The organism is Bradyrhizobium sp. SZCCHNS3016 (assembly GCF_032484535.1).
Lineage (GTDB): Bacteria > Pseudomonadota > Alphaproteobacteria > Rhizobiales > Xanthobacteraceae > Bradyrhizobium.
Genome location: NZ_JAUETE010000024.1, coordinates 1 through 20,908, shown reverse-complemented (window position 1 = coordinate 20,908; position 20,908 = coordinate 1). Strand labels below are relative to the sequence as shown.

At 66.2% G+C, this 20,908-nt stretch carries 20 protein-coding genes; 14 read left to right on the top strand and 6 right to left on the bottom strand.

The window, feature by feature from the left end; translation table 11 throughout:
• The first annotated feature begins 63 nt into the window (after window positions 1-63).
• From QW881_RS30530 to QW881_RS30480, 11 genes are all read left to right on the top strand, one after another.
• Window positions 64-846 (top strand): pyridoxine 5'-phosphate synthase, encoded by a 783-nt coding sequence (locus QW881_RS30530; RefSeq protein WP_315758598.1) that lies wholly within the window; start codon window positions 64-66, stop codon window positions 844-846.
• Window positions 843-1,262, top strand: coding sequence for a holo-ACP synthase (acpS, locus tag QW881_RS30525; protein WP_315758597.1), 420 nt, complete (start codon window positions 843-845; stop codon window positions 1,260-1,262). Before QW881_RS30530 ends, acpS begins: the two co-directional genes overlap by 4 nt.
• 285 nt (window positions 1,263-1,547) lie before the next feature.
• Window positions 1,548-2,309, top strand: coding sequence for a signal peptidase I (lepB, locus tag QW881_RS30520; protein ID WP_315758595.1), 762 nt, complete (start codon window positions 1,548-1,550; stop codon window positions 2,307-2,309).
• The gene (gene rnc / locus QW881_RS30515; protein WP_315758594.1) at window positions 2,306-3,373 is read left to right on the top strand and encodes a ribonuclease III; all 1,068 of its coding nucleotides are present in this window, start codon (window positions 2,306-2,308) and stop codon (window positions 3,371-3,373) included. Before lepB ends, rnc begins: the two co-directional genes overlap by 4 nt.
• Window positions 3,363-4,289, top strand: a complete 927-nt coding sequence (gene era, locus QW881_RS30510; RefSeq protein ID WP_315758593.1) for a GTPase Era — start codon at window positions 3,363-3,365, stop codon at window positions 4,287-4,289. The genes rnc and era overlap by 11 nt, the downstream gene beginning before the upstream one ends.
• 2 nt (window positions 4,290-4,291) lie before the next feature.
• Complete coding sequence (locus QW881_RS30505; RefSeq protein WP_315740252.1) at window positions 4,292-4,672, top strand: hypothetical protein; 381 nt, start codon at window positions 4,292-4,294, stop codon at window positions 4,670-4,672.
• 245 nt (window positions 4,673-4,917) lie between these two features.
• Window positions 4,918-5,658, top strand: a complete 741-nt coding sequence (recO, locus tag QW881_RS30500; RefSeq protein WP_315758592.1) for a DNA repair protein RecO — start codon at window positions 4,918-4,920, stop codon at window positions 5,656-5,658.
• A 360-nt stretch (window positions 5,659-6,018) separates the two neighbouring features.
• On the top strand, window positions 6,019-7,701 hold the full coding sequence (locus QW881_RS30495) for a phospholipase D-like domain-containing protein (protein WP_315758591.1): 1,683 nt from the start codon (window positions 6,019-6,021) through the stop codon (window positions 7,699-7,701).
• A gap of 30 nt (window positions 7,702-7,731) precedes the next feature.
• Window positions 7,732-8,778, top strand: coding sequence for a DUF2278 family protein (locus QW881_RS30490; RefSeq protein ID WP_315758590.1), 1,047 nt, complete (start codon window positions 7,732-7,734; stop codon window positions 8,776-8,778).
• A gap of 151 nt (window positions 8,779-8,929) precedes the next feature.
• Window positions 8,930-9,916, top strand: coding sequence for a glutathione S-transferase family protein (locus QW881_RS30485; protein WP_315758588.1), 987 nt, complete (start codon window positions 8,930-8,932; stop codon window positions 9,914-9,916).
• A 9-nt stretch (window positions 9,917-9,925) separates the two neighbouring features.
• Window positions 9,926-10,336 (top strand): ACT domain-containing protein, encoded by a 411-nt coding sequence (locus QW881_RS30480; protein ID WP_315758587.1) that lies wholly within the window; start codon window positions 9,926-9,928, stop codon window positions 10,334-10,336.
• A 22-nt stretch (window positions 10,337-10,358) separates the two neighbouring features.
• Here the strand turns inward: QW881_RS30480 and QW881_RS30475 are convergent, their stop codons facing one another.
• The gene (locus QW881_RS30475) at window positions 10,359-11,417 is read right to left on the bottom strand and encodes a LysR family transcriptional regulator (RefSeq protein WP_315758635.1); all 1,059 of its coding nucleotides are present in this window, start codon (window positions 11,415-11,417) and stop codon (window positions 10,359-10,361) included.
• A 155-nt stretch (window positions 11,418-11,572) separates the two neighbouring features.
• Between QW881_RS30475 and QW881_RS30470 the strand changes: the two genes are divergently transcribed.
• The 3 genes from QW881_RS30470 (at window position 11,573) to QW881_RS30460 (ending at window position 15,572) form a co-directional block, all read left to right on the top strand.
• Window positions 11,573-13,234, top strand: coding sequence for an acetolactate synthase large subunit (locus tag QW881_RS30470; protein ID WP_315758586.1), 1,662 nt, complete (start codon window positions 11,573-11,575; stop codon window positions 13,232-13,234).
• A 1-nt stretch (window position 13,235) separates the two neighbouring features.
• Window positions 13,236-14,837 carry an FAD-dependent oxidoreductase gene (locus QW881_RS30465; RefSeq protein WP_315758585.1) on the top strand — a complete coding sequence of 534 codons (1,602 nt, stop codon included), beginning with the start codon at window positions 13,236-13,238 and terminating at the stop codon, window positions 14,835-14,837.
• 111 nt (window positions 14,838-14,948) lie between these two features.
• The gene (locus QW881_RS30460; RefSeq protein WP_315758584.1) at window positions 14,949-15,572 is read left to right on the top strand and encodes a glutathione S-transferase family protein; all 624 of its coding nucleotides are present in this window, start codon (window positions 14,949-14,951) and stop codon (window positions 15,570-15,572) included.
• A gap of 3 nt (window positions 15,573-15,575) precedes the next feature.
• On the opposite strand, the gene QW881_RS30455 is transcribed toward QW881_RS30460, so the two are convergent.
• From QW881_RS30455 to QW881_RS32670, 5 genes are all read right to left on the bottom strand, one after another.
• The gene (locus QW881_RS30455; RefSeq protein WP_316159129.1) at window positions 15,576-16,364 is read right to left on the bottom strand and encodes an IclR family transcriptional regulator; all 789 of its coding nucleotides are present in this window, start codon (window positions 16,362-16,364) and stop codon (window positions 15,576-15,578) included.
• A 32-nt stretch (window positions 16,365-16,396) separates the two neighbouring features.
• Complete coding sequence (locus tag QW881_RS30450; RefSeq protein WP_315740242.1) at window positions 16,397-17,158, bottom strand: glucose 1-dehydrogenase; 762 nt, start codon at window positions 17,156-17,158, stop codon at window positions 16,397-16,399.
• Window positions 17,155-18,888, bottom strand: coding sequence for an FAD-dependent oxidoreductase (locus QW881_RS30445; RefSeq protein ID WP_315758582.1), 1,734 nt, complete (start codon window positions 18,886-18,888; stop codon window positions 17,155-17,157). Before QW881_RS30445 ends, QW881_RS30450 begins: the two co-directional genes overlap by 4 nt.
• Before the next feature lie 10 nt (window positions 18,889-18,898).
• A complete protein-coding gene (locus tag QW881_RS30440; protein WP_315758581.1) occupies window positions 18,899-20,110 on the bottom strand; it encodes an ABC transporter substrate-binding protein in 1,212 nt (403 codons plus the stop codon).
• A gap of 254 nt (window positions 20,111-20,364) precedes the next feature.
• On the bottom strand, window positions 20,365-20,820 hold the full coding sequence (locus QW881_RS32670; RefSeq protein ID WP_409999036.1) for a hypothetical protein: 456 nt from the start codon (window positions 20,818-20,820) through the stop codon (window positions 20,365-20,367).
• Between the last annotated feature and the right edge of the window lie 88 nt (window positions 20,821-20,908).

Sequence of the window (20,908 nt, the reverse complement as noted above, 5' to 3'; positions counted from 1 at the left end):
GCGTTCTGCTGCGGGATGCGCTAAACAAGCCGTAGTCTACTCGAAAGTCCTGCGAGCCGGCCCATGTCCGATCCGTCTAAGTCACATCCTCCGAAGCTGCGCCTCGGCGTCAACGTCGACCACATCGCCACCTTGCGAAATGCCCGCGGCGGTCGTAGCCCCGATCCGGTGCGCGCCGCGCTGCTCGCGATCGAGGCCGGGGCCGACGGCATCACGGCGCATCTGCGCGAGGACCGCCGGCACATCCGCGACGACGACATGGCGCGGCTGAAGGCCGAGATCTCCAAGCCGCTGAATTTCGAGATGGCGGCCACCGAGGAGATGGTGCGGATCGCGCTCGCGACGCGGCCGCACGCCTGCTGTCTGGTGCCGGAGCGGCGCGAGGAGCTGACCACGGAGGGCGGCCTCGACGTGGTCGGCCAGCACAAGGCGCTGGCACCGGCGATCGCCCGGCTGAGCGATGCCGGCATCCGGGTCTCGCTGTTCATCGCCGCCGACCCGGCGCAGATCGAGATGGCGGCCCGGCTGCGCGCGCCCGTGATCGAGATCCACACCGGCGGCTGGTGCGATGCCATCACCGACGGCCATGATGACAAGGCGGCTGCCGAGTGGGAGCGGATCGTGACGGGCGCCCGGCTGGCCTATGCGGCCGGGCTCGAGGTCCATGCCGGACACGGGCTCGACTATGCCACCGCCGAGCGGATCGCGGCGTTGCCGGAGATCGTCGAGCTCAACATCGGCTACTTCATGATGGGGGAGGCGCTGTTCGTGGGCTTGGCCGAGTCGGTTCGGACCATGCGCGCGGCGATGGATCGCGGCCGCGCGCGGCTGGGGACATCAGCATGATCATCGGCATCGGCTCCGACCTGATCGACATCCGCCGGGTCGGCGAGGTCATCGGGCGCCATGGCGAGCGCTTCCTGAACCGCATCTTCACCGCGGCCGAGCGCGCCAAGGCCGAGCGGCGGGCCAAGAACGAGAAGATGGTGATCGCCACCTACGCCAAGCGATTCGCCGCCAAGGAAGCCTGCGCCAAGGCGCTCGGCACCGGAATCCGTCACGGGGTGTGGTGGCGTGACATGGGGGTGGTGAACCTGCCCGGGGGCAGGCCGACCATGCAGCTTACGGGTGGCGCGGCCGAACGGCTCAAGGCGCTGACGCCTGAGGGCCACGAGGCCCGCATCGACCTGTCGATCACCGACGACTGGCCGCTGGCGCAAGCCTTCGTCATAATTTCGGCGGTGCGCCGCGAGACATCCTGATGGGCGGCCGCCCCGCAGGAAAAACAAAAATGCGATCGATTCCAGCGAGTTATATAGTTTTGATACGGCGATTGATTGCGCGGCCCCGCGCAGTCGTCTAAAACCCGCCGGATTGAACCGGCTGCATCACGGGCGGATTCTGGGTCAAACCGGAGTTGGCCTTAACCACCAGAATCAGGACAGACTCCCTTAAGCCGCGGAACGGTATGGTGTTCGCGGGCGGAGGGGTGTTCGGCAACGGCTGGCGAATCGTCGGACCATTCGCCAAGGGACATTGAAAGAGCGATGAGCGTGACCTCCGGAACCAAGACTGAGAGCGGCCTCGGTGAAACCGTTCGCGTCGTCGTTCATGCGCTACTGATCGCGCTGGTGATCCGCACCTTCCTGTTCCAGCCGTTCAACATCCCCTCCGGATCGATGAAGGCGACCTTGCTGGTCGGCGATTATCTGTTCGTATCGAAATATTCGTACGGCTATAGCCACTACTCGATTCCGCTGTCGCCGCCGCTGTTCTCCGGCCGCATCTTCGGCTCGGAGCCGAGCCGCGGCGACATCGTCGTGTTTCGTCTGCCCAAGGACGACACCACCGACTACATCAAGCGCGTGATCGGCCTGCCTGGCGACCGCATCCAGGTGCGCGAAGGGCTGCTCTACGTCAACGACAAGCCGGTGCAGCGCGAGCGGCTCTCCGATTTCATCGGCGAGGATCCCTGCGGGCAGCCCGACTCGACCGCGCGCGTCAAGCGCTGGAAGGAGACCCTGCCGAACGGCGTCAGCTACGAGACGCTCGACTGCGTCGACAACGGCTATGTCGACAACACCGCGGTGTATACCGTGCCGGCCGGCAACTTCTTCATGATGGGCGACAACCGCGACAACTCGACCGACAGCCGCTTCCTCAGCCAGGTCGGCTACGTGCCGTTCGAGAACATCGTCGGCCGCGCGCAGCTGATCTTCTTTTCCATTGCCGAAGGCGAGCATGCCTGGGCGTTCTGGCGCTGGCCGGTATCGGTGCGCTGGAATCGAATCTTCAAATTCGTCCGATGATCGACGACTCACCCGAAATCCAGACGACGCAGGCTGCCGCATCGAGCCCGCAACCCGGCACGGGTGCGCTGGAGGCGACGCCCAAGGCCGCGTCGCGGCCGAAGTCTGAGATCAAGCCTGAGCAGAAGAGCGAGCCCAAGACCGAGTCGAAGACCGATTCCAAGACGGATCCGAAGCCGAGCTTCAAGGCGGATACGAAGACCGTCGAGTCCGAATCGGCGATCGCGAGCCCGGACGCGGCGGACACGGCCCTGCTCGTTGCCGAGACCGATCCCGACGGCAAGCTGCGTAGCAAGGCGAAGGGCAGTCGCCGCACCAAGAGCGCGGGAACCGGCGCTGCCAAGGGCGCCAAGGCCGCGGACAAGGCCGCCAATGCCGCGATCGAGGCGCGCATCGGTCATCACTTCGCCGATCCGTCACTGCTCAGCACCGCCTTCACCCACGTCTCGGCGCTGAAGTCGTCCAAGAAGCGCGGCGACAGCTATCAGCGGCTCGAATTCCTCGGCGACCACGTGCTCGGCCTGATCGTGTCCGACATGCTGTACCGCTCGTTTCCGAGCGCGGACGAGGGTGAGCTGTCGAAGCGGCTGGCCGACCTCGTGCGCAAGGAGAGCTGCGCCGACGTCGCCAAGTCGCTCGGCCTGCTCGACGACATCAAGCTCGGCGCGGTCGGCGCCGGCGCCGGGGCGCGGCTGCGCAAGTCGGTGCTGGGCGACGTCTGCGAGGCGGTGATCGGCGCGATCTTCCTCGACGGTGGCTACGCGGCCGCCGCGGGTTTCGTCGAGCGCAACTGGACCGAGCGCATGCACAAGCCGCGGCGCCCGCTGCGCGATCCGAAGACGGTGCTGCAGGAATGGGCCCAGGGCAAGGGCCTGCCGACCCCGGTGTACCGGGAGGTCGAGCGCACCGGCCCGCATCACGATCCGCAGTTCCGCGTCGCCGTCGACCTGCCGGGCCTGGAGCCCGCTGAAGGCGTCGGTGGCTCCAAGCGGGCGGCAGAAAAAGTGGCGGCATCGGTCATGATCGAGCGCGAAGGCGTCAGCGGCGGCAGCAATGACGGCTGAACAGCAATCAGTGCCGGCTGTCCAGACCCGCTGCGGTTTCGTTGCGCTGATCGGCGCGCCCAACGTCGGCAAATCGACGCTCGTCAACGCGCTGGTCGGCTCCAAGGTCACGATCGTCTCGCGCAAGGTGCAGACGACGCGAGCGCTGATCCGCGGCATCGTCATCGAAGGCGCGTCTCAGATCATTCTGGTCGACACCCCCGGAATTTTCGCGCCGAAGCGCAGGCTGGACCGCGCCATGGTCACGACGGCCTGGAGCGGGGCGCACGACGCCGATGTCGTCTGCGTGCTGCTCGATGCCAAGAAGGGCATCGACGACGAGGCGCAGTCCATCATCGACAAGGCGGCCGCCGTCGCGCACGAGAAGATCCTGGTGGTCAACAAGGTCGACTTGGTGCCGCGCGAGAAACTGCTGGCGCTGGTCGCGGCTGCCAACGAGAAGCTGTCGTTCGCGCGCACCTTCATGATCTCGGCGATCTCGGGCGACGGAGTCGACGATCTCAGGCGGGCCTTGGCGGAGATGGTGCCTCCCGGTCCGTTCCACTATCCCGAGGACCAGATGTCGGACGCGCCGATGCGGCACCTCGCGGCCGAGATCACCCGCGAGAAGATCTATTCGCATCTGCATCAGGAACTGCCATACCAGTCCACGGTCGAGACCGATAGCTGGACCGAGCGCAAGGACGGCTCGATCCGGATCGAGCAGACGATCTTCGTGGAACGGGACAGCCAGCGCAAGATCGTGCTCGGCAAGGGCGGCGCGACGATCAAGTCGATCGGCGCGCAGTCGCGCAAGGAAATCTCAGAGATTACTGGTGTGCCGGTGCACCTGTTCCTGTTCGTGAAGGTGCGTGAGAACTGGGGCGACGATCCCGACCGCTACCGGGAAATGGGGCTCGAGTTCCCCAGGGAATGACAATGAGCGTGCCGCGCAACGTGTTGTGGTTCGAAGTGCTGCTCTACATCTCGCTGATGCTGGATGCGTTGTCTGTTGCCGTCTCGGACCGGACGCCGACCTTCGACATGACCGAGGACATGATCACCGCGCAGACCGTGCTCAACGGGGTGGTCATCCTGCTGCTGTTCTATTTCGTCTATCTGGCGGCGCAGCGCCGCAAGAACTGGCCGCGCTGGGTGCTGCTGGCGGCGCTGGTGCTGTCCGACATCTCCCTGGTGCAGGTGATTGGTCAGAAGGGCATGACGCTCGATGCCGGCATCGAGGTCATCTCCTGCGCGCTGACGACGATGGGATTGTACTACTCGTTCACGGGCGATGCGCGCGGCTGGTTCAACGCGTGATGGATGGAATGCAGATTGCGGGGTGGGCAAAGCGCAGCGCGCCCACCCTGCGTTTGGCGCTTAACGATCATTCCGTCATTGCGAGCGCAGCGAAGCGATCCAGGGCTGCGCGTGAAACTCTGGATTGCTTCGCTGCGCTCGCAATGACGGTGTTTGTGGCGGCAGCACGGGCGAGCAACGTTGGGGCTTGATCGTCGACTGGCGCTCACGGCTTGGCGTCTGCGAGTGGTGGAGATCCCACACCGATGGAATGGACCGACGATGGCATCGTGCTGGGCGTGCGGCGGCACGGCGAATCCTCGGCCGTCGTCGAGTTGCTGACCCGCGAACATGGCCGGCATCTCGGTCTCGTGCGCGGGGCGAGCGGCAAGCGCATGCGGCCGGTGCTGCAGCCGGGCAACACGGTGCGCGCGATCTGGCGCGCGCGGCTCGACGAGCATCTCGGCATGTACGCCATCGACGCGCTGACCTTGCGGGCGGCGGGGCTGATCTCCGCGCAACACGGCGCCTACGGCGTGACGCATCTTGCCTCGCTGGCCCGGCTGTTGCCGGAGCGCGATCCGCACGAGGACATGTATCTGCGGCTTGAACACGCGCTCGATGATTTCGAGGATGCGGGCGGCGCCGCTGTCCACATCGTACGCTTCGAGCTGGCGATCCTCGCCGAACTCGGCTTCGGGCTCGATCTCGACTCCTGCGCTGCGACCGGCGAGACCTCGGACCTGATCTACGTATCGCCGAAGTCGGGCGGCGCGGTGTCGCGCACGGCCGGCGCGCCATGGGCCGACCGGCTGCTGCCGTTGCCGCCCTTCCTGCGCGAGAGCGAGCAGGGCCATGGCTGGTCGCAGCAGGATCTTCTAGACGGTTTCCGGCTGACCGGCCTGTTCCTGCTTCGTCACGTGTTGGAGCCGCGCGGGCAGGGGCATTCCGACGCCCGCGAGGGCTTCATCAACGCCGTGACGCGGGCTAGGCTCGCCCCGCGATAGGGCTCGGTTTTCGACGCTCGTCGTCATGTGCCCGCGCGCTTGTTCGCCAACGTCGAGACTGACGACACACGCGCCGGCATCGCGGCAAAGCTGATCCGGATACCGTCTCCGACTGTGACGTCATTCACATCCGCCTTCACATGACCGACGTAGGATCATGCAACAATCCTGGTTGATGACCGTTTTCAAATCATTTTGAGGTTGCGTCGCCCGCGGCTCATGGCGAAGATTGCAGCCCTTCGGCGAGATGCGTTTCGTGCGCGCCTTTTTTCATCACCGTGGGGCATTTCGATCATGAGCGATTTCGAGAACAGCAAATCCAGCAACGGGTTCACGTCCAAGCTGTGGCGTGGAGAGCGCATGACGATGCTCGGTTTCGACGTCGTCGAGCCCGAACCCGATCTGGTCGGATTCTCGATCGAGGTGAAGTCGCCGGGCGCGCGAGATTTTTCCCAGCTGCGCAACAGGATCGCGTTTTCCTATCCGGCCGGGGCCGGCGCGGAGGTCGACGGCAACCGGAATTTCCCGTCGACCGAGGCGCCGTTCCAGAAATTCCGCTGGATCCATTTTCCTTACCGGCCCAAGGACGGAGTCTATACGTATCGCGTCGCCAAGCAGCACATGCGCAACGACGGCACGCTCGTGGCAGGGACCAGCCTCACGCTCGACATTGCGCAGAGCGCGGTCACCTATGATGGCCTCATCGACATCGGTTTCACCCGCAACTTCGCCTCGTCTCAGGCCTATCGCGATCAGTTCGGCAACAATGCCGAGATCATCCCCGTCGAGAGCCGCGACGGGCCGAGCTTCGAGAAGCTCGACCTCGCCAACGAGGCTGGCGACAGCGTCTACGAGTGGCTGGGGTTCGAGGCCTACGACCTCCTGTTCGGCTTCTTGAAAGAGGCCCTGGCGGATCCCGGGCTCACGCTCGACGTGATGGCCTATGACCTCAATGAGCCCGACGTGATCGGCTTGCTGGAGCAGTTCGGCCCGCGGCTGCGCGCGATCATCGACGACTCCAACGCCAAGGATAACAGCCACAAGCTGCCCGGCAGCGCGGAATCGCGCAGCGCCAAGCGCTTCAAGCAGGCCGGCGCCGCCGTGCTTCGTACGCATTTCAGCAATCTCCAGCACAACAAGGTCCTGATCTCACGCCGCAACGGCAGGCCCGAGAAGGTGCTGTGCGGCTCGACCAATTTCACCTTCCGCGGCCTCTATATTCAGGCCAACAATATGCTGGTCTTTCATTCGCAGGGCGTCGCCGGGCTGTTCGGCCAGATGTTCGACATCGCCTTCGAGGACCCCTCGGCCTTCCGGACGAATGATTTTTCCAAGAAGTGGCACGCCGTCCACACCGAGGGAAAGCCGACCGTACAGCTCTGCTTCTCACCGCATCAGGCCACTGATCTCTCGCTCAATCCGATCCGGGCCGCGGTCGATCAGGCCACCTCGTCGGTGTTCTACTCGGTCGCATTTCTGAGCCAGCTCGGTGACGGTCCGACCAAGGAGGCGTTCGACCGCGTGATGGAGCGGCCGATCTTCAGCTACGGTACCGTCGACAAGCGCGGCGCCCTGGAGCTGCGCAAGCCCGACGGCTCGATCGGTCTCGTCGATTTCGCCTATCTCGCGAGCAAGGCGCCGGAGCCGTTCCGCAGCGAATGGTCCGGCGGCAAGGGCCGCAACATCCATCACAAGTTCCTGGTGACCGATTTCAGCCTGCCGACCGCGAAAGTGTTCACCGGATCGAGCAACTTCTCGCCGAGCGGCGAGAAGGGCAACGGCGACCATCTCATCATGATCGAGGACCGAAAGATCGCCACCTCCTATGCGATCGAGGCCGCCCGCGTATTCGATCACCTGCAGTTTCGCAACCGGATGCGCGACGCGTTCCACGGCAAGTCCGAGCGGCAGCGCTCTGCATCTGCGCCTGCCGCGATCACGCTGCGCAAGCCGACCGCATTGTCCGGCAAGCCGGCCTGGTTCGAGCGCTTCTATGTCGAGGGGTCGCAGGCTGAACGCGATCGATTGCTGTTCTCGTCCTAGATATCGTTACGGACAGAGTTGGAGACGACCATGCCATTGAACGACTATTCGCTTCTCAAGGGTCGGCCCATCAACAATCGTCTGGCGACGGGAAGCAGTCCGCACTATCAGGTGCAGGTCTCCGCCGATGGTGAGCTCTATCGCATCGCCATCAATGTCCGCTCCCAGGATGGCAGCGAGGTCGAATTCCTGGTCCGCTCGCGCTTCGAACATCCGATCGTTGACGGCCTGAAGGCGTTTTCGGAAGGGCTGCATCCGTTGGAGAGCAAGCCCGGCGGCGTGGCGCTCGACTTCATCCGGGGCAATCTGCTGCAGCCGTGGGAGCTGAAGCCGCTGCCGCTGTCGGCTGCGGGTCCCGACAACGATCTCAACGAGAAGATCGACGCCTACGTTCAGCGCGCCATGTCGGACGAGACGGCTCTCATCTATGCCTTCGGTGTCGCATGGGGACCGGAGGACAAGGCCGACCGCTATTTCGGCTTCAAGCCAGGCCGCGGCATCCACGATATCCATTTCAACCAGGGCAATCCGCCCGGCAAATACGCCAAGGACAACGGTCCCTGGCAGGATGGCGGACTGCTCTTCGAGTTTCCCGACCAGCAGCAATGGGTCGCTGTCTTCCTGAAATTCCAGACCCAGGCCTGGCATTCGGACGATGCCAGCGGAGGGGTCATCCTTCCGCCCGATCCCGATTACCCGAACGCGCCGCATACGCCTCCCGACCGTGACCACATTCCGCCGCTCGACGTGCCCGATGGGCTGGTGCGGATCATCGCGGCCTATGTCAACGACGTGCGCACGCCGGAGCAGGAGACGGTTACGCTGCTGAACACCGCCGATGTCGACGTCGATCTCACCGGCTGGCAGATCAAGGATAGGCAGAAGAACGCCATGCAACTGAGCGGCACGATCGCGCGCGGCGCCACCTTGGTGGTGCCCATCGTCGCGCCGGTCGTGCTGTCGAACCGCGGTGGAATCATCACGCTGTTGAATGCCGCGGGCGTGAAGGTGCACGGCGTCTCCTATACGCGGGAACAGGCGGCGCAGCCGGGCCGTACCATCCCGTTCCAGTCGTGACCGGGTGTTTCGGCGGAGCCGTGCCTTGAAGCGCGGGCTCTCCGCTGGCGCAGCGGCTGAGTGATGTGTACTCCTGTCATGCGAGGGGCCAAGGCAAAAGGGCGGCACATTGCGGCCCTCCGCGCAGGCCACGGTGTGGGAGGAGAGCGTCATGGGAGTCCTGGTCGACGGCCAATGGCACGACGTCTGGTACGACACGGCGGCGTCCGGCGGTCGTTTCGTCCGCAAGGATTCGGCGTTCCGAAGCTTTGTCACGGCTGACGGCCGTCCGGGCCCGTCCGGCACCGGCGGTTTCGAGGCCGAAGCGGGCCGCTACCATCTCTATGTCAGCCTGGCCTGCCCATGGGCTCACCGCACCCTGATCATGCGCGCCCTGAAGGGGCTCGACGGCATGATTTCGGTGTCGGTCGTGCACTGGCTGATGCGCGAGCAGGGTTGGACCTTTGCCGAGGGTCCGGGCGTCGTGGCCGACAGCGTCAATCACGCCGGCCTTCTGCATCAGGTCTACACCGCCGCGGAGCCGCATTATTCCGGCCGCGTCACCGTGCCCGTGCTCTGGGACAAGCAAAACCGCACCATCGTCAACAACGAGTCATCAGAGATCATCCGCATGCTGAATTCGGCGTTCGACGGCGTCGGCGCCAGGCAAGGTGACTATTATCCGCAAGCCCAGCGCGATGAGATCGACGCCATCAATGCGCGCGTCTACGACACGCTGAACAACGGCGTCTACAAATGCGGCTTCGCGACCACGCAATCCGCCTATGAGGAGGCGATCGGCCCGCTGTTCGCCACGCTCGACTGGCTGGAGGAGCGGCTGTCGACCCGCCGCTTCCTGCTCGGCAACACCATGACCGAGGCCGACATCCGGCTGTTCACGACCCTGATCCGCTTCGATGCCGTCTATGTCGGCCACTTCAAGTGCAACATCCGCCGCATCGCCGACTATCGGCATCTTTCAGCCTACACGCGCGATCTCTACCAATGGCCGGGGATCGCCGCGACAGTGAATTTTGAGCACATCAAGCGGCACTACTACGAGAGCCATCGCACCATCAACCCGACTGGCATCGTCCCGGTCGGGCCGCTGCAGGATTTCACCGTGCCGCATGGGCGCGAGCGCCTGGCGGCGAACTGACGAGGATCCATGGCGAGCGAACGCAACCTCGATACGCTGCTGCGCACGATGGCTCCGGAGCTGCAGGACGATGTCTTCGTGTTCTGCACTGTCGATACGCATCACGACATCCCGGCCGAGCTGACGCCATTGATGCTGTTTCGAGAGCGCGAAGGGATCACGCTGATCGTCCGGCGCGAGGACGCCGAGCAGGTCGGGCTGCCGTATCAGTTCGTCGCGCGCCTGATCACGCTGTCGGTGCTATCAGCGCTCGATGCGGTCGGCTTCCTCGCCGCGGTCACGACCTGCCTCGCAGGGGCGGGCATCAGCGTCAACGCTGTCTCGGCCTTTCATCATGATCACCTGTTCGTCCCGGAAGCGCAGGGAGAGCAGGCGATACGGCTTCTGCAGGAGCTGTCCCGCAGCGCGGCCAGCAGATGATTGCGCAAGGCCGGCGACCGGGTCAGGCTTTGCCCCTGGTGGGATGACGCGATTGGTTACGTCCGGTTGTGCTCGGCTTCTTGCGTGGGACGGGTCGAGACCGATGCGTGTCACGTGCGGCGCGGGGAGCTGGCGGCCGGCGTGGTCCGGTCAGCGTTCGCGCAGCTTGCGCGCGCACCAGGTCCATCAGCATCATCGCTGCGGGCGATAGGGTCCGTCCCTTCAGCCGCAGGATGCCGAACTGCGCCATCAGCAGGTCCGACGCGCGCGGCTCTTTCAGTTCGGCCACGTTCAGGCGGACCAACTGCCCGGAGGCCAGCTCGTGGGTGAGAACGGCATCGCCCGCGACGAGCACGATGTCGGACCGAATGGCCATTTGCACCAGCAGGCTCGCGTTCTCGGATTCGAGCGCGACGTCGAAACCGCGGCCCTCCGGCGCAGCGATGAGCGCTTCCAGGCGCCTGCTGAATTCCGGTGGCAGCGCAACGGAAGCGAAGTGCTGGCCGGCGAGCTCGCGTGCCGAAAGCTCCCGTCGGCGGGCCAACGGATGAGTCGCCCGACAGTAAAAGTGTCCCGGAAGGCCGCCGAGCGGCTCGATGTCGAGGCTGTCGTCGGCGCGGATGTCGGTGATGTGCGCGAGGAAGAAATCGAGCTTTCCTTGCTGCAGCACCTCCATCAGGGCGCGCCAATTGTCCTGCACCACGATGATGCGCACGGACGGGTGCTCCGAATACAGCCGCGCCATGGCATCCGGCAGAAGCGTCAGCCCGGTGAACGCGCCGACGCCCACCGTCACCTCGCCGGCATCTCCCGAGCGCAGCAAGCGCATCTCGCGGCCGAGGTCGTCTGCACTCGACAGGAGCGAGCGGGCCCGCGCCACCAGTCGCTCGCCGACCGGTGTGATCTCCACCGAGCGCGAGCTGCGGTCGAACAGCCGCATCCCGGCGGCGTCCTCCAGGGTCTGCAAGCTGCGGCTCAGCGCCGACTGCGTGACGTGGGCGCGCTGGGCCGCCCGGGCGAAATGCCGCTCTTCCGCGAGGTAGACCAACTGCTGCAGCTGGCGCAGGGTGGGGGTGTACATCGATGCACCGAAATCATTGATCAAGCCATAACAATTCATTGGATTTCTGAGACCGTCAATTCCAAAATGGCGCAAATATAAACAGGGGAAATGCCATGGCGGGGCCGGCCAAGTCGCCCCGAGCTGCGGCAGTTTCCCCGCAACAGGCTTTTCTCATGCCCAACGGCGCACAAGCTCTGATACGGACCCTGGTCAATTCCGGCATCCGGGTCTGCTTCACCAATCCCGGCACCTCCGAGATGCATTTCGTCGCCGCGCTGGACTCCGCGCCGGAGATGCGCGCCGTGCTGTGCCTGTTCGAAGGGGTGGCGACCGGTGCGGCGGACGGCTACGCCCGGATGACCGGCACGCCCGCGGCAACGCTGCTGCATCTCGGTTGCGGCCTCGGCAACGGCCTCGCCAATCTGCACAATGCGCGCAAGGGCAAGGTGCCCGTCGTCAACATCGTCGGCGACCACGCCACCTATCATGTCCCTTATGACGCGCAGCTCCAGTCCGATATCGAGACCGTCGCGCGCAACGTCTCGCCGGAATTCGTCTGGACCTCACAGGTGACGTCGGAGCTGTGCCGCGACGCGGTGGCGGCCGTGAAGGCGGCATGCTCCTGGCCCGGGCAGGTCGCGACGCTGATCCTGCCGGCCGACGTGTCCTGGGGTGAGGGAGGCGTCGCCGAGCCGGCGCCGGTGATCGAGCCGCCGGCGCCCGCTGACGATTCCGCCGTGCAGGCCGTCGCCGAGGCGATCAAGTCGGGCGGCCGCAGCGCGCTTCTGCTCGGTGGTACGGCGCTGCACGAGGAATCCCTGCTGGCGGCCGCGCGCATCGCCGCGGCCTGCGGTGTGAAGGTCTACGCCGAAACCTTTCCGACACGCATGCAGCGTGGAGCGGGCCTGCCGGCCGTCGAGCGCATCGCCTATCTCGCCGAGATGGCGCAGATCCAGCTCAAGGAGATCGACACGTTGATCCTGGTCGACGCCAAGGCGCCGGTGTCGTTCTTCGCCTATCCCGGCAAGAAGAGCTATCTGCCGCATGACGGCTGCAAGGTGCTGACCTTGTCGACGCCGGCGCAGCACGCCGCGTGCAGCCTGACCAGGCTTGCCGCCGCCCTGGAGGCAGCGCGCGCCACGCCGGCGTTGTCACCGGCCTCGCGGCCCGGACGTCCGCGCGGCAAGAAGCTCACCGCGGAAAAGGTCTGCAAGGCCGTGGGTCATCTCTTGCCCGAGAACGCCATCATCATCGACGAGGCGATCAGCTCCGGCCTGATGCTGTCGAAATTCACCGCGGGCGCGCCGCGCCACGATCTGATCACCCTGACCGGCGGCGCCATCGGGCAGGGGCTGCCGAATGCGATCGGGGCGGCGATCGCCTGTCCGGACCGGCCGGTGATCGCGCTGATCGGCGACGGCAGCTCGATGTATACGATCCAGTCGCTGTGGACGATCGCGCGCGAGCGGCTCAACGTCACCGCCGTGATCTTCAACAATGCATCCTACTCGGTGCTCAACGTCGAGCTGGAGCGGGTCGGCGCCGAGGAGATCGGACCGAAGGCGCGGGCGCAGCTCGACCTTCACGGACCGGTCCTCAAGCTCGCGCAGATCGCCGACGGCATGGGCGTACGCGCGACCCGCGTCAGCACGCCGGACGAATTCACCAGCGCGTTGCAGGGGGCGCTGGCGCGGCCGGGGCCGCATCTGATCGAGGCCATGGTGCCGCCGGCGCTGACCGGCCTCAAGCTGAAGCTTTTGCCGCACCTCTTGGGATCGCTCGACCGCGTCCCGCTGCCGGTGGCGCGGATGCTCAAGCGCAAGATCGCGCCGTGACATGAGCGCGACGCTGCAATCCGATGTCGTCATCGCCGGCGGGGGTCTCGCCGGCATCGTCACCGCGCTGGAGGCACTGCGCGCCGGCAAGTCGGTGACGATCGTGGACAGGGACACGCCGGAGCGGTTCGGCGGGCTGGCGTTGTGGGCGTTCGGGGGCATGGCGCTGGTCGGCACGCCGTTGCAGGCGCGCATGAAGATCCCGGATACGCCCGAGATCGCGTTGCGCGACTGGATCAGGTTTGGCGAGCTCGATGCCGCCGAGCACTGGCCGCTGCAATGGGCGCGCTACTACGTCGCGCATTCGCGCAGCGAGGTCTACGACTGGCTGCTGTCGCACGGCCTGACCTTCATGCCGGCGGTGAACTGGGTCGAGCGCGGCCGGCACGGCGACGGCAATGCGCTGCCGCGCTATCACATCGTCTGGGGCACCTCGCAGCGGCTCACGCGCGTGATGATCGAGGCGATGCGTGCGGCCGATAGCGGCGGCCGGCTGACGGTGCTGCACCGTCACCGCGTCGTCAGCCTCGATCGCGCTGCCGGCGCCGTATCGGGCGTGGTCGCCGTCAACGAGGAGACGGGCGCCGAAATCCGCATTGCCGCGCCGCTGACAGTGCTGGCGATGGGCGGCCTCAATGGCAGCCATGCGGAGGCCCGCACCAACTGGGTGAAGAGCCGGCCGCTGCCGCAGGCGATGCTCAATGGCGCGCATCCGTTCTCCGACGGCAAATTGCATCACCGCGCGGCCGAGGCGCTCGGCGCCGAGATCACGCATGCCGGCGAGATGTGGAACTACGCCGCCGGCATCCCGCATCCGTTTCCGCATTTCGACGGCCATGGCCTGTCGCTGGTGCCGTGCAAATCGGCGCTATGGCTCAACCATCGCGGCGAGCGCATCGGCCCGGAGCCGCTGGTGACCGGCTTTGACACCCATGATCTGTGCCAGCGCGTCGCGGCGCAGGAGAAACCGTATACGTGGCATCTGTTGAACTGGCGCATCGCCGCCAAGGAGTTCGCCATCTCCGGGGCCGAGCACAATCCGCGCATCCGCGACCGGCAGATGCCGATGTTCCTCAAGGAGACCCTGTTCGGCAATCATCGCCTGGTCAGGCAGATGCAGCGCGAGAGCCGGCATTTCCTGGTCGACGAGACGCTGGCCGGTCTCGCCGCCAAGATGAATGCGCTGACCGGCACCGGCGACGTGAAGCCGGAGGTGCTGCAGGCCACCGCCGACGCCTTCGACGCGAACTTTGGGAATGGCGACAAGCTCCACAACGACGACCAGTTGCGCCGCATCCTGCACGCGCGGCAATGGGGGCCCGACAAGCTCCGCACCTGCAAGCCTGCGCCGCTGCAGGCGCCGGGCTCCGGGCCTTACATCGCCATTCATATGCAACTCATCACCCGCAAGAGCCTCGGCGGCCTCAAGACCGATCTGCAGAGCCGGGTGCTCGACACCACGGGTGCGCCGATCGGCGGCCTCTATGCGGTCGGCGAAGCCGCCGGCTTCGGCGGCGGCGGCGCGTCCGGCAAGCGTTCGCTGGAGGGCACGTTCCTGCCGGGTTGCATTCTCACCGCACGGGCGGCGGTGCGCGCGATGTGACGCTACGGGAACCGTACGAGTCGACGGAACCGTCGCTGAATTTTTTGCTCCGTCGCTGTCGATCCGGTGCTGCTACGTTCGTCTTCAAGGCACAGGAGATGGAGACCCGTCATGAAGATCTACTGGATCAAGGCCCAGGCGCCGCGCCGCGTGCTGGCGTTGGTGAAGCATCTCGGCGTTCCCGCCGAGTTCATCGAGATCACCGGCCGGATGAAGACGCCGGAGTTCGCCGCGCTCAATCCCAACATGAAGGCGCCGGTGCTGGTCGATGGCGACACCGTGCTGTGGGAGTCGACCGCCATCATGGCGCATCTGTGCGTCCGTGAGAGCTGCGACATGTGGCCGGCGCGCGATCCGCAGGAGCAGATCGAGGTGCTGCGCTGGCTGGCGTGGAACGACTGCCATTGGGCGCCGGCGGTCGGACCGTTCTATTTCGAGCACATCGTCCGCAAGACATTCGGCCTTGGTGCGCCCGACCGCGCAGCGCTAGCCGGCAAGGTTGCCAACCTGAAGACCTTCGCCGCCGTGCTCGATGCGCATCTGCGGGCGCGCAGCCACATCGCCTGCGACCGGCTCACCATCGCCGATTTCGCGGCGGCCTCGATGGCGACCGACTGGCGCGAGGCCGAGATGCCGATGGAGGCGTTTCCGAACATCGTGCGCTGGCTCGATGGGCTGATGCGGCTGCCGGCATGGGCCGAGCCGTGGCCGGAGAAGCGCTCGGTCGCGGCCTGAGCGTCACGGCTGCGCGATACCGTGGCCGAACTGCTTGGAGATCTCGGCCGCGCAGGCACGCAGCCGCGTCGCCAGCGGTGACTGCCAGCCGGCGTCGAAGGTGCCGGCCGGGCCCATCGCGGTGATGACCAGTGCGACGTGGCCGGCGTGATCGAACACCGGCGCGGCGAAGGCGTTGACGCCGGGCAGCGGATCGCCGATGGCGCGCGCGAGGCCCTGCGCGCGCACTTCGGCCAGCATCTCGGCGACCTTCGGACTCTTCGGTGAGCGCTTGGGATTGTAGCCGACGCCGAGACGATCGAGGCCGGTGTCGAGCGCGGCCTTGACCGTCTTGGATGGAAGAAACGCCGCGAACGCGCGGCCCGTCGCCGTCTCCAGCAGCGCCATGATCGAGCCGACGCGCATCACGATGTGCACCGGATGGCTCGGCTCCTCCAGCCGCACCACGGTCGGGCCGTTGGTGCCCCACACGGCGAGCGACACCGCGTGATCGATGGCCCCGGCGAGCGCTGCGATCTTCGGCGTTGCGATCCGGACCGCCGACAACCGCCGCAGGCTGATCAGGCCGAGCTCGAGCGCGAGCGGGCCGATCTCGTACCGTCCGGTGGTTTCGTCCTGTTCGATCAAACCGATGCGCGAGAAGCTGACGAGATAGGGATGCGCCTTGGCCGGCGGCAGCCCGGCCTCGCGCGCGAGGTCGCGCAGCATCATCGGCTCGCCGCTGCGCGCCAGTGCCTGCAGCAGGGTGCCGCCGACCTCGATCGACTGGATGCCGCGGCTCTCTCGTCCCATGTCTCGTTGTGCCCCCTGGTCCGGCGCCGTGCCTACACCGCCAGGAAACCGCCGTCGACCGGCAAGGTCACGCCGTTGACGTAGGACGCCATGTCCGAGACCAGGAACGCCACCGGGCCCGCGAGCTCCTCGGGCTGGCCGACGCGGCCGAGCGGCGTGCGGCTCATGAAGCCGGCGAGCCGCTCGGGATCGTTGCGGGTCGACTCCGTCATCGCGGTGGCGATCACGCCGGGCGCGATCGCGTTGACGCGGATGCCGTCGGCGGCGAGCTCGCGCGCCAGCGCCTGGGTCAGCGACTTCACGCCGCCCTTGGAGGGCGAGTAGCCGAGCGTGTTGCTGATGCCGATGAACGAGGCGACGGAGGCGATGTTGACGATTGTGCCGCGCGTCGCGCGCAAGGCGGCGAGAAACGCGTAGGTGACGTTGAACACGCCGTTGAGATTGACGTCGAGCACGCGCTGCCAGTTCTGTGGCGCACGGGCTGAGTCGATGCCCTCGCGAATGATGATGCCGGCGTTGTTGACGAGGATGGAGATGGCGCCGACCTCGGTGCGCAACTGCGCCGCCAATGCGGTGCAGCCCGCGGCGTCGGTGACGTCGAGCCGATGTGCCCACGCCTTGCGGCCGTGATCGCGGATCTCGGCGGCGCAGCGCTCGGCGCCCTCCAAGTCGATGTCGGTGATGATCACGTCGGCGCCGCGGCCGGCGAGCCCCAGCGCGATCGCGCGGCCATTGCCGTGCGCCGCTCCCGTCACCAGCGCGAGCTTGCCGGCCAACATCTGACTGTCGCTCATGCGGCGCTCCTTTGCCTGGCGCGTTCGGCAAGATGCCGGCCGGCAATGTAGCCGAAGGTCAGCGCCGGGCCCAGCGTGATGCCGGCGCCGGGATAGTTGCCACCCATGATGCTCGCCATGTCGTTGCCGGCGGCATACAGCCCCTCGATCGGCTGTCCCCTGGCGTCGAGCGCGCGGGCATGTTCGTCGGTGCGGATGCCGGCATAGGTGCCGAGATCGCCGATCACCATCTTGATCGCGTAGAACGGCCCGTCCTTGATCGGCGCCACGCACGGGTTCGGCCCGTGCAGCGCATCGCCCTGGTAGCGATTGTAGGCGCGCGAGCCCTTGCCGAAGGTCGGATCCTGGCCCAGCGCCGCATCGGCGTTGAAGGCGGCGACGGTTGCTTCCAACGACGTGGCATCGATGCCGGCCACGCGCGCGAGCTCGACGAGCGTCGCGCCGCGCTTGAGATAGCCGGTACTGAGATGATGCCCGAGCGGCATCGGGAACGGCGGCACGCAGCCGAGGCCGTAGCGGCGCAATGAGCGGTGATCGGTGATCAGCCAGGCCGCGATCTCGCGGCCGGGCTTGGCCGCCTTGACCATCGCCTGCACGAAGTCGTGGTAGGAATTGCCTTCATTGGCGAAGCGCACGCCGTCCGCGGTCACCGCGATCACGCCGGGCTTGGCACGGTCGATGAAGTGCGGCATCACACCCTTGCTGCCGTCCTTGCGCGTGGTGACGGAGACCGGCACCCAGGCCGCCGCATGCGGCAGGCCGTCCTCGACCCGGCCGCCGACCGCTTCCGCCAGCCGCAAGCCGTCGCCGGTGTTGCCGACCGGGCCGGGCGACACATGCTCCTGGCCGGTCGGCGCATGCGGAAACATCGCCTTGCGCCTCTCGACATCATGCGGGAAACCGCCGCAGGCAAGCACCACCCCGAGCCGCGCATTCACTCGGATGCGCCGGCCCTGCCGCGTCACCATGGCGCCGCGCACCGCATCGCCGTCGCGGATCAGCTCCGCCACCGGCGACGACAGCCACAAGGGAATGCCGAGATCGAACGCGGATTTCGCCAGCCGCCCTGCCAGCGCGTTGCCGTTGGTGAGCGTCATGCCGCGGCCATGGCGCAGCACGTCCAGCGCATGTTTCGACAGCCGCTTGGCGACATAGAACGCGGACGCCAGCGACTTGGTCGCGCGCATGAAATGGATGATCTCCTTGCCGGAGCCGAGCATCATGCCGAACACGGTGAGCTCGGGCAGCGGCTGGCCGAGATCGTTGATGTGATCGCCCAGCTCGCGGCCGTCGAACGGCTGCGTCACCATCGAGCGGCCGCCCTGCGTGCCGCCCGGCGCCTCCGCGTGATAGTCAGGGAAGGTCAGCGGCATGTCGAACTTGAGTGCCGTCTTGCCGATGAAGAAGTCGACCGCCTCCGGGCCCTTGCTCAGGAACGCATCGACCCGCGCCGCATCGAAACTGTTGCCGGCTTCATGACGCAGATAGCTGCGCGCCAGCTCGGGCGGCTCGTCGATGCCCCACGCCTTCGCCAGCGAGGTCCCGGGGATCCACAGCCAGCCGCCGGAGCGCGCGGTGGTGCCGCCGAACCGCGGCTCCTTTTCGGTGACGAGGACCTTCATCCCGGCATGGGCGGCGGTAACCGCCGCCGACAGCCCGGCGCAGCCGGAGCCGACCACCAGCACGTCGCAGTCGTAGACGTCGCCATTCTTGTCGTCGGCACCGGTCATGGCAGCGCTCCTACTTCTTCAGCAGCGGGCACTTGGACTCGGAGACCGGCCGGAACGCGTCCTCACCCTTCACGGTCTTGACGATCTGCAGATAGTCCCACGGCTCCTTGGACTCCGACGGCTTCTTGACGCGGGCGAGATACATGTCGCGGATGACCCGGCCGTCCTCGCGCAGCTTGCCGCCGTGAACGAAGGTATCCTCGATCGGCAGCTCGCGCATCTTCGCCATCACCGCCTTCGGATCGTCGGTACCGGCCGCCTTGATGGCCTTGAGATAGTGCAGCACCGAGCCGTAGACGCCGGTCTGGATCATCGTCGGCATCACCTTGGCGCGGGCGTAGAACTTCTTCGACCAGGCGCGGGTGGCCTCGTCCATCGCCCAATAGGACGCCGTGGTCATGTAGGTGCCCTGCGCGGCCTCGAGCCCGATCGCATGCACGTCGGTGTCGAACATCAGGAGGCCCACCAGCTTCTGGCCGCCCTTGACCAGGCCAAACTCGCCGGACTGCTTGATCGCGTTGTCGGTGTCCTGGCCGGCATTGGCGAAGGCGACGACGTCGGCCTTGGAGCTCTGCGCCTGCAGCGCGAAGGAGGAGAAGTCGGCGGTGTTGGTCGGATGCTTGACGCCGCCGAGGATGGTGCCGCCGAGCTCCTTGATGAAGCGCGTGGCGTCCTTCTCCAACTGCTGGCCGAAGGCGTAGTCCGCGGTGATGAAGTACCAGGACTTGCCGCCCTGGCCGATCACGGCCGAGGTCGTCACCTTGGACAGCGCATACGTATCATAGGTGAAATGCACGGTGTTCGGGCTGCACAGCTCGTCGGTCAGCGAGCTCGCACCGGGACCGGACAGCAGCGCGATCTTGTTGCGCTCGCGCACCATGTTGTGCACGGCAATCGCGATGCCGGAGTTGGGGATATCGACGACGGCGTCGACCTTGCCGTTGTCGAACCAGTCGCGCACGACCGTCGTTCCTACGTCGGTCTTCATCTGGTGGTCGGCGCTGATGATCTCGATCGGCTTGCCGAGCACATTGGGGCCGAACTCCTCGACCGCCATCTTGGCCGCCTCGACCGAGCCCGGCCCGCTGTTGTCGCGTCCCCAGCTCGAGAGATCGGTGAGCACGCCGATCCGCACCACGTCGTCAGAAACCTGGGCTGAAGCGCCTGTCGCGATGAATGATGTCGTTGCCAGGAACGCGCAGGCGAGCAGCTGCCGTCGCATGAAGATCCTCCCCGTTTTGCTCCGCTCTGTCGGCGGTGATGGGAGTTAGGCATTGACGAATAGATTTGTCAATTGCGAACGGGCGGGACGTGGCGCAGGGGCCGGGGGATGGAAGAGGGAGGCCGGCGGCGCGTCAGGCGCGATCCGACGTCCTCATGGTGAGGAGCGCCGCGTGCGGCGCATCTCGAACCAAGAGGTCCCGAAGTGAGCGCGTTGGGAATGCTTTACGACTGTAGGAAAGCCTGTGATCCGCTTTACATGCGCGGCATGATCTGCAGTTCGAGCAGCGCGAGCCGCTGCATCGCGGTGACGTCGCGCTCGCCGGCCTTGGCGGCCCGCAGCACGGCTTCCGCAAGCAGGTTCACGTTCGTCGAACTCACCGGCTCAGGCAGCGCGGCGACCGACGCGTTGAGGGCTTCGGTCATCAGCGCGATGACATCAGGCGAAAAGGACGCATCGGAAAAATTCTTCATGCAAAGATGCCCGCCAGCAGGTCGTGCTTCGGTTGATATCGCATACGCATTACGTTGATGCGGAGAGAACGCGCCTTGGGCGCTATCGGTTCCCGCGGTCGCGCTGAGCTGCGTGCGGTCCCGTTTCTGATATGCAGAATTGCGCGATCTCCCATGCGCCAATTGCCCGTCGAGCCAATCTGCCGCAGGGGGCGCGCCTTGTGTCGTCGGGCAAATCAGGACGATGTTTCCGCGCATCCCGCCTCACATCGGAGCAACTGTGCTGTGTAGGCCGGCGAACGGCCGGCCTCAAGGCTGGCGCGAGACGCGCCCCCGCCTTCGGCGG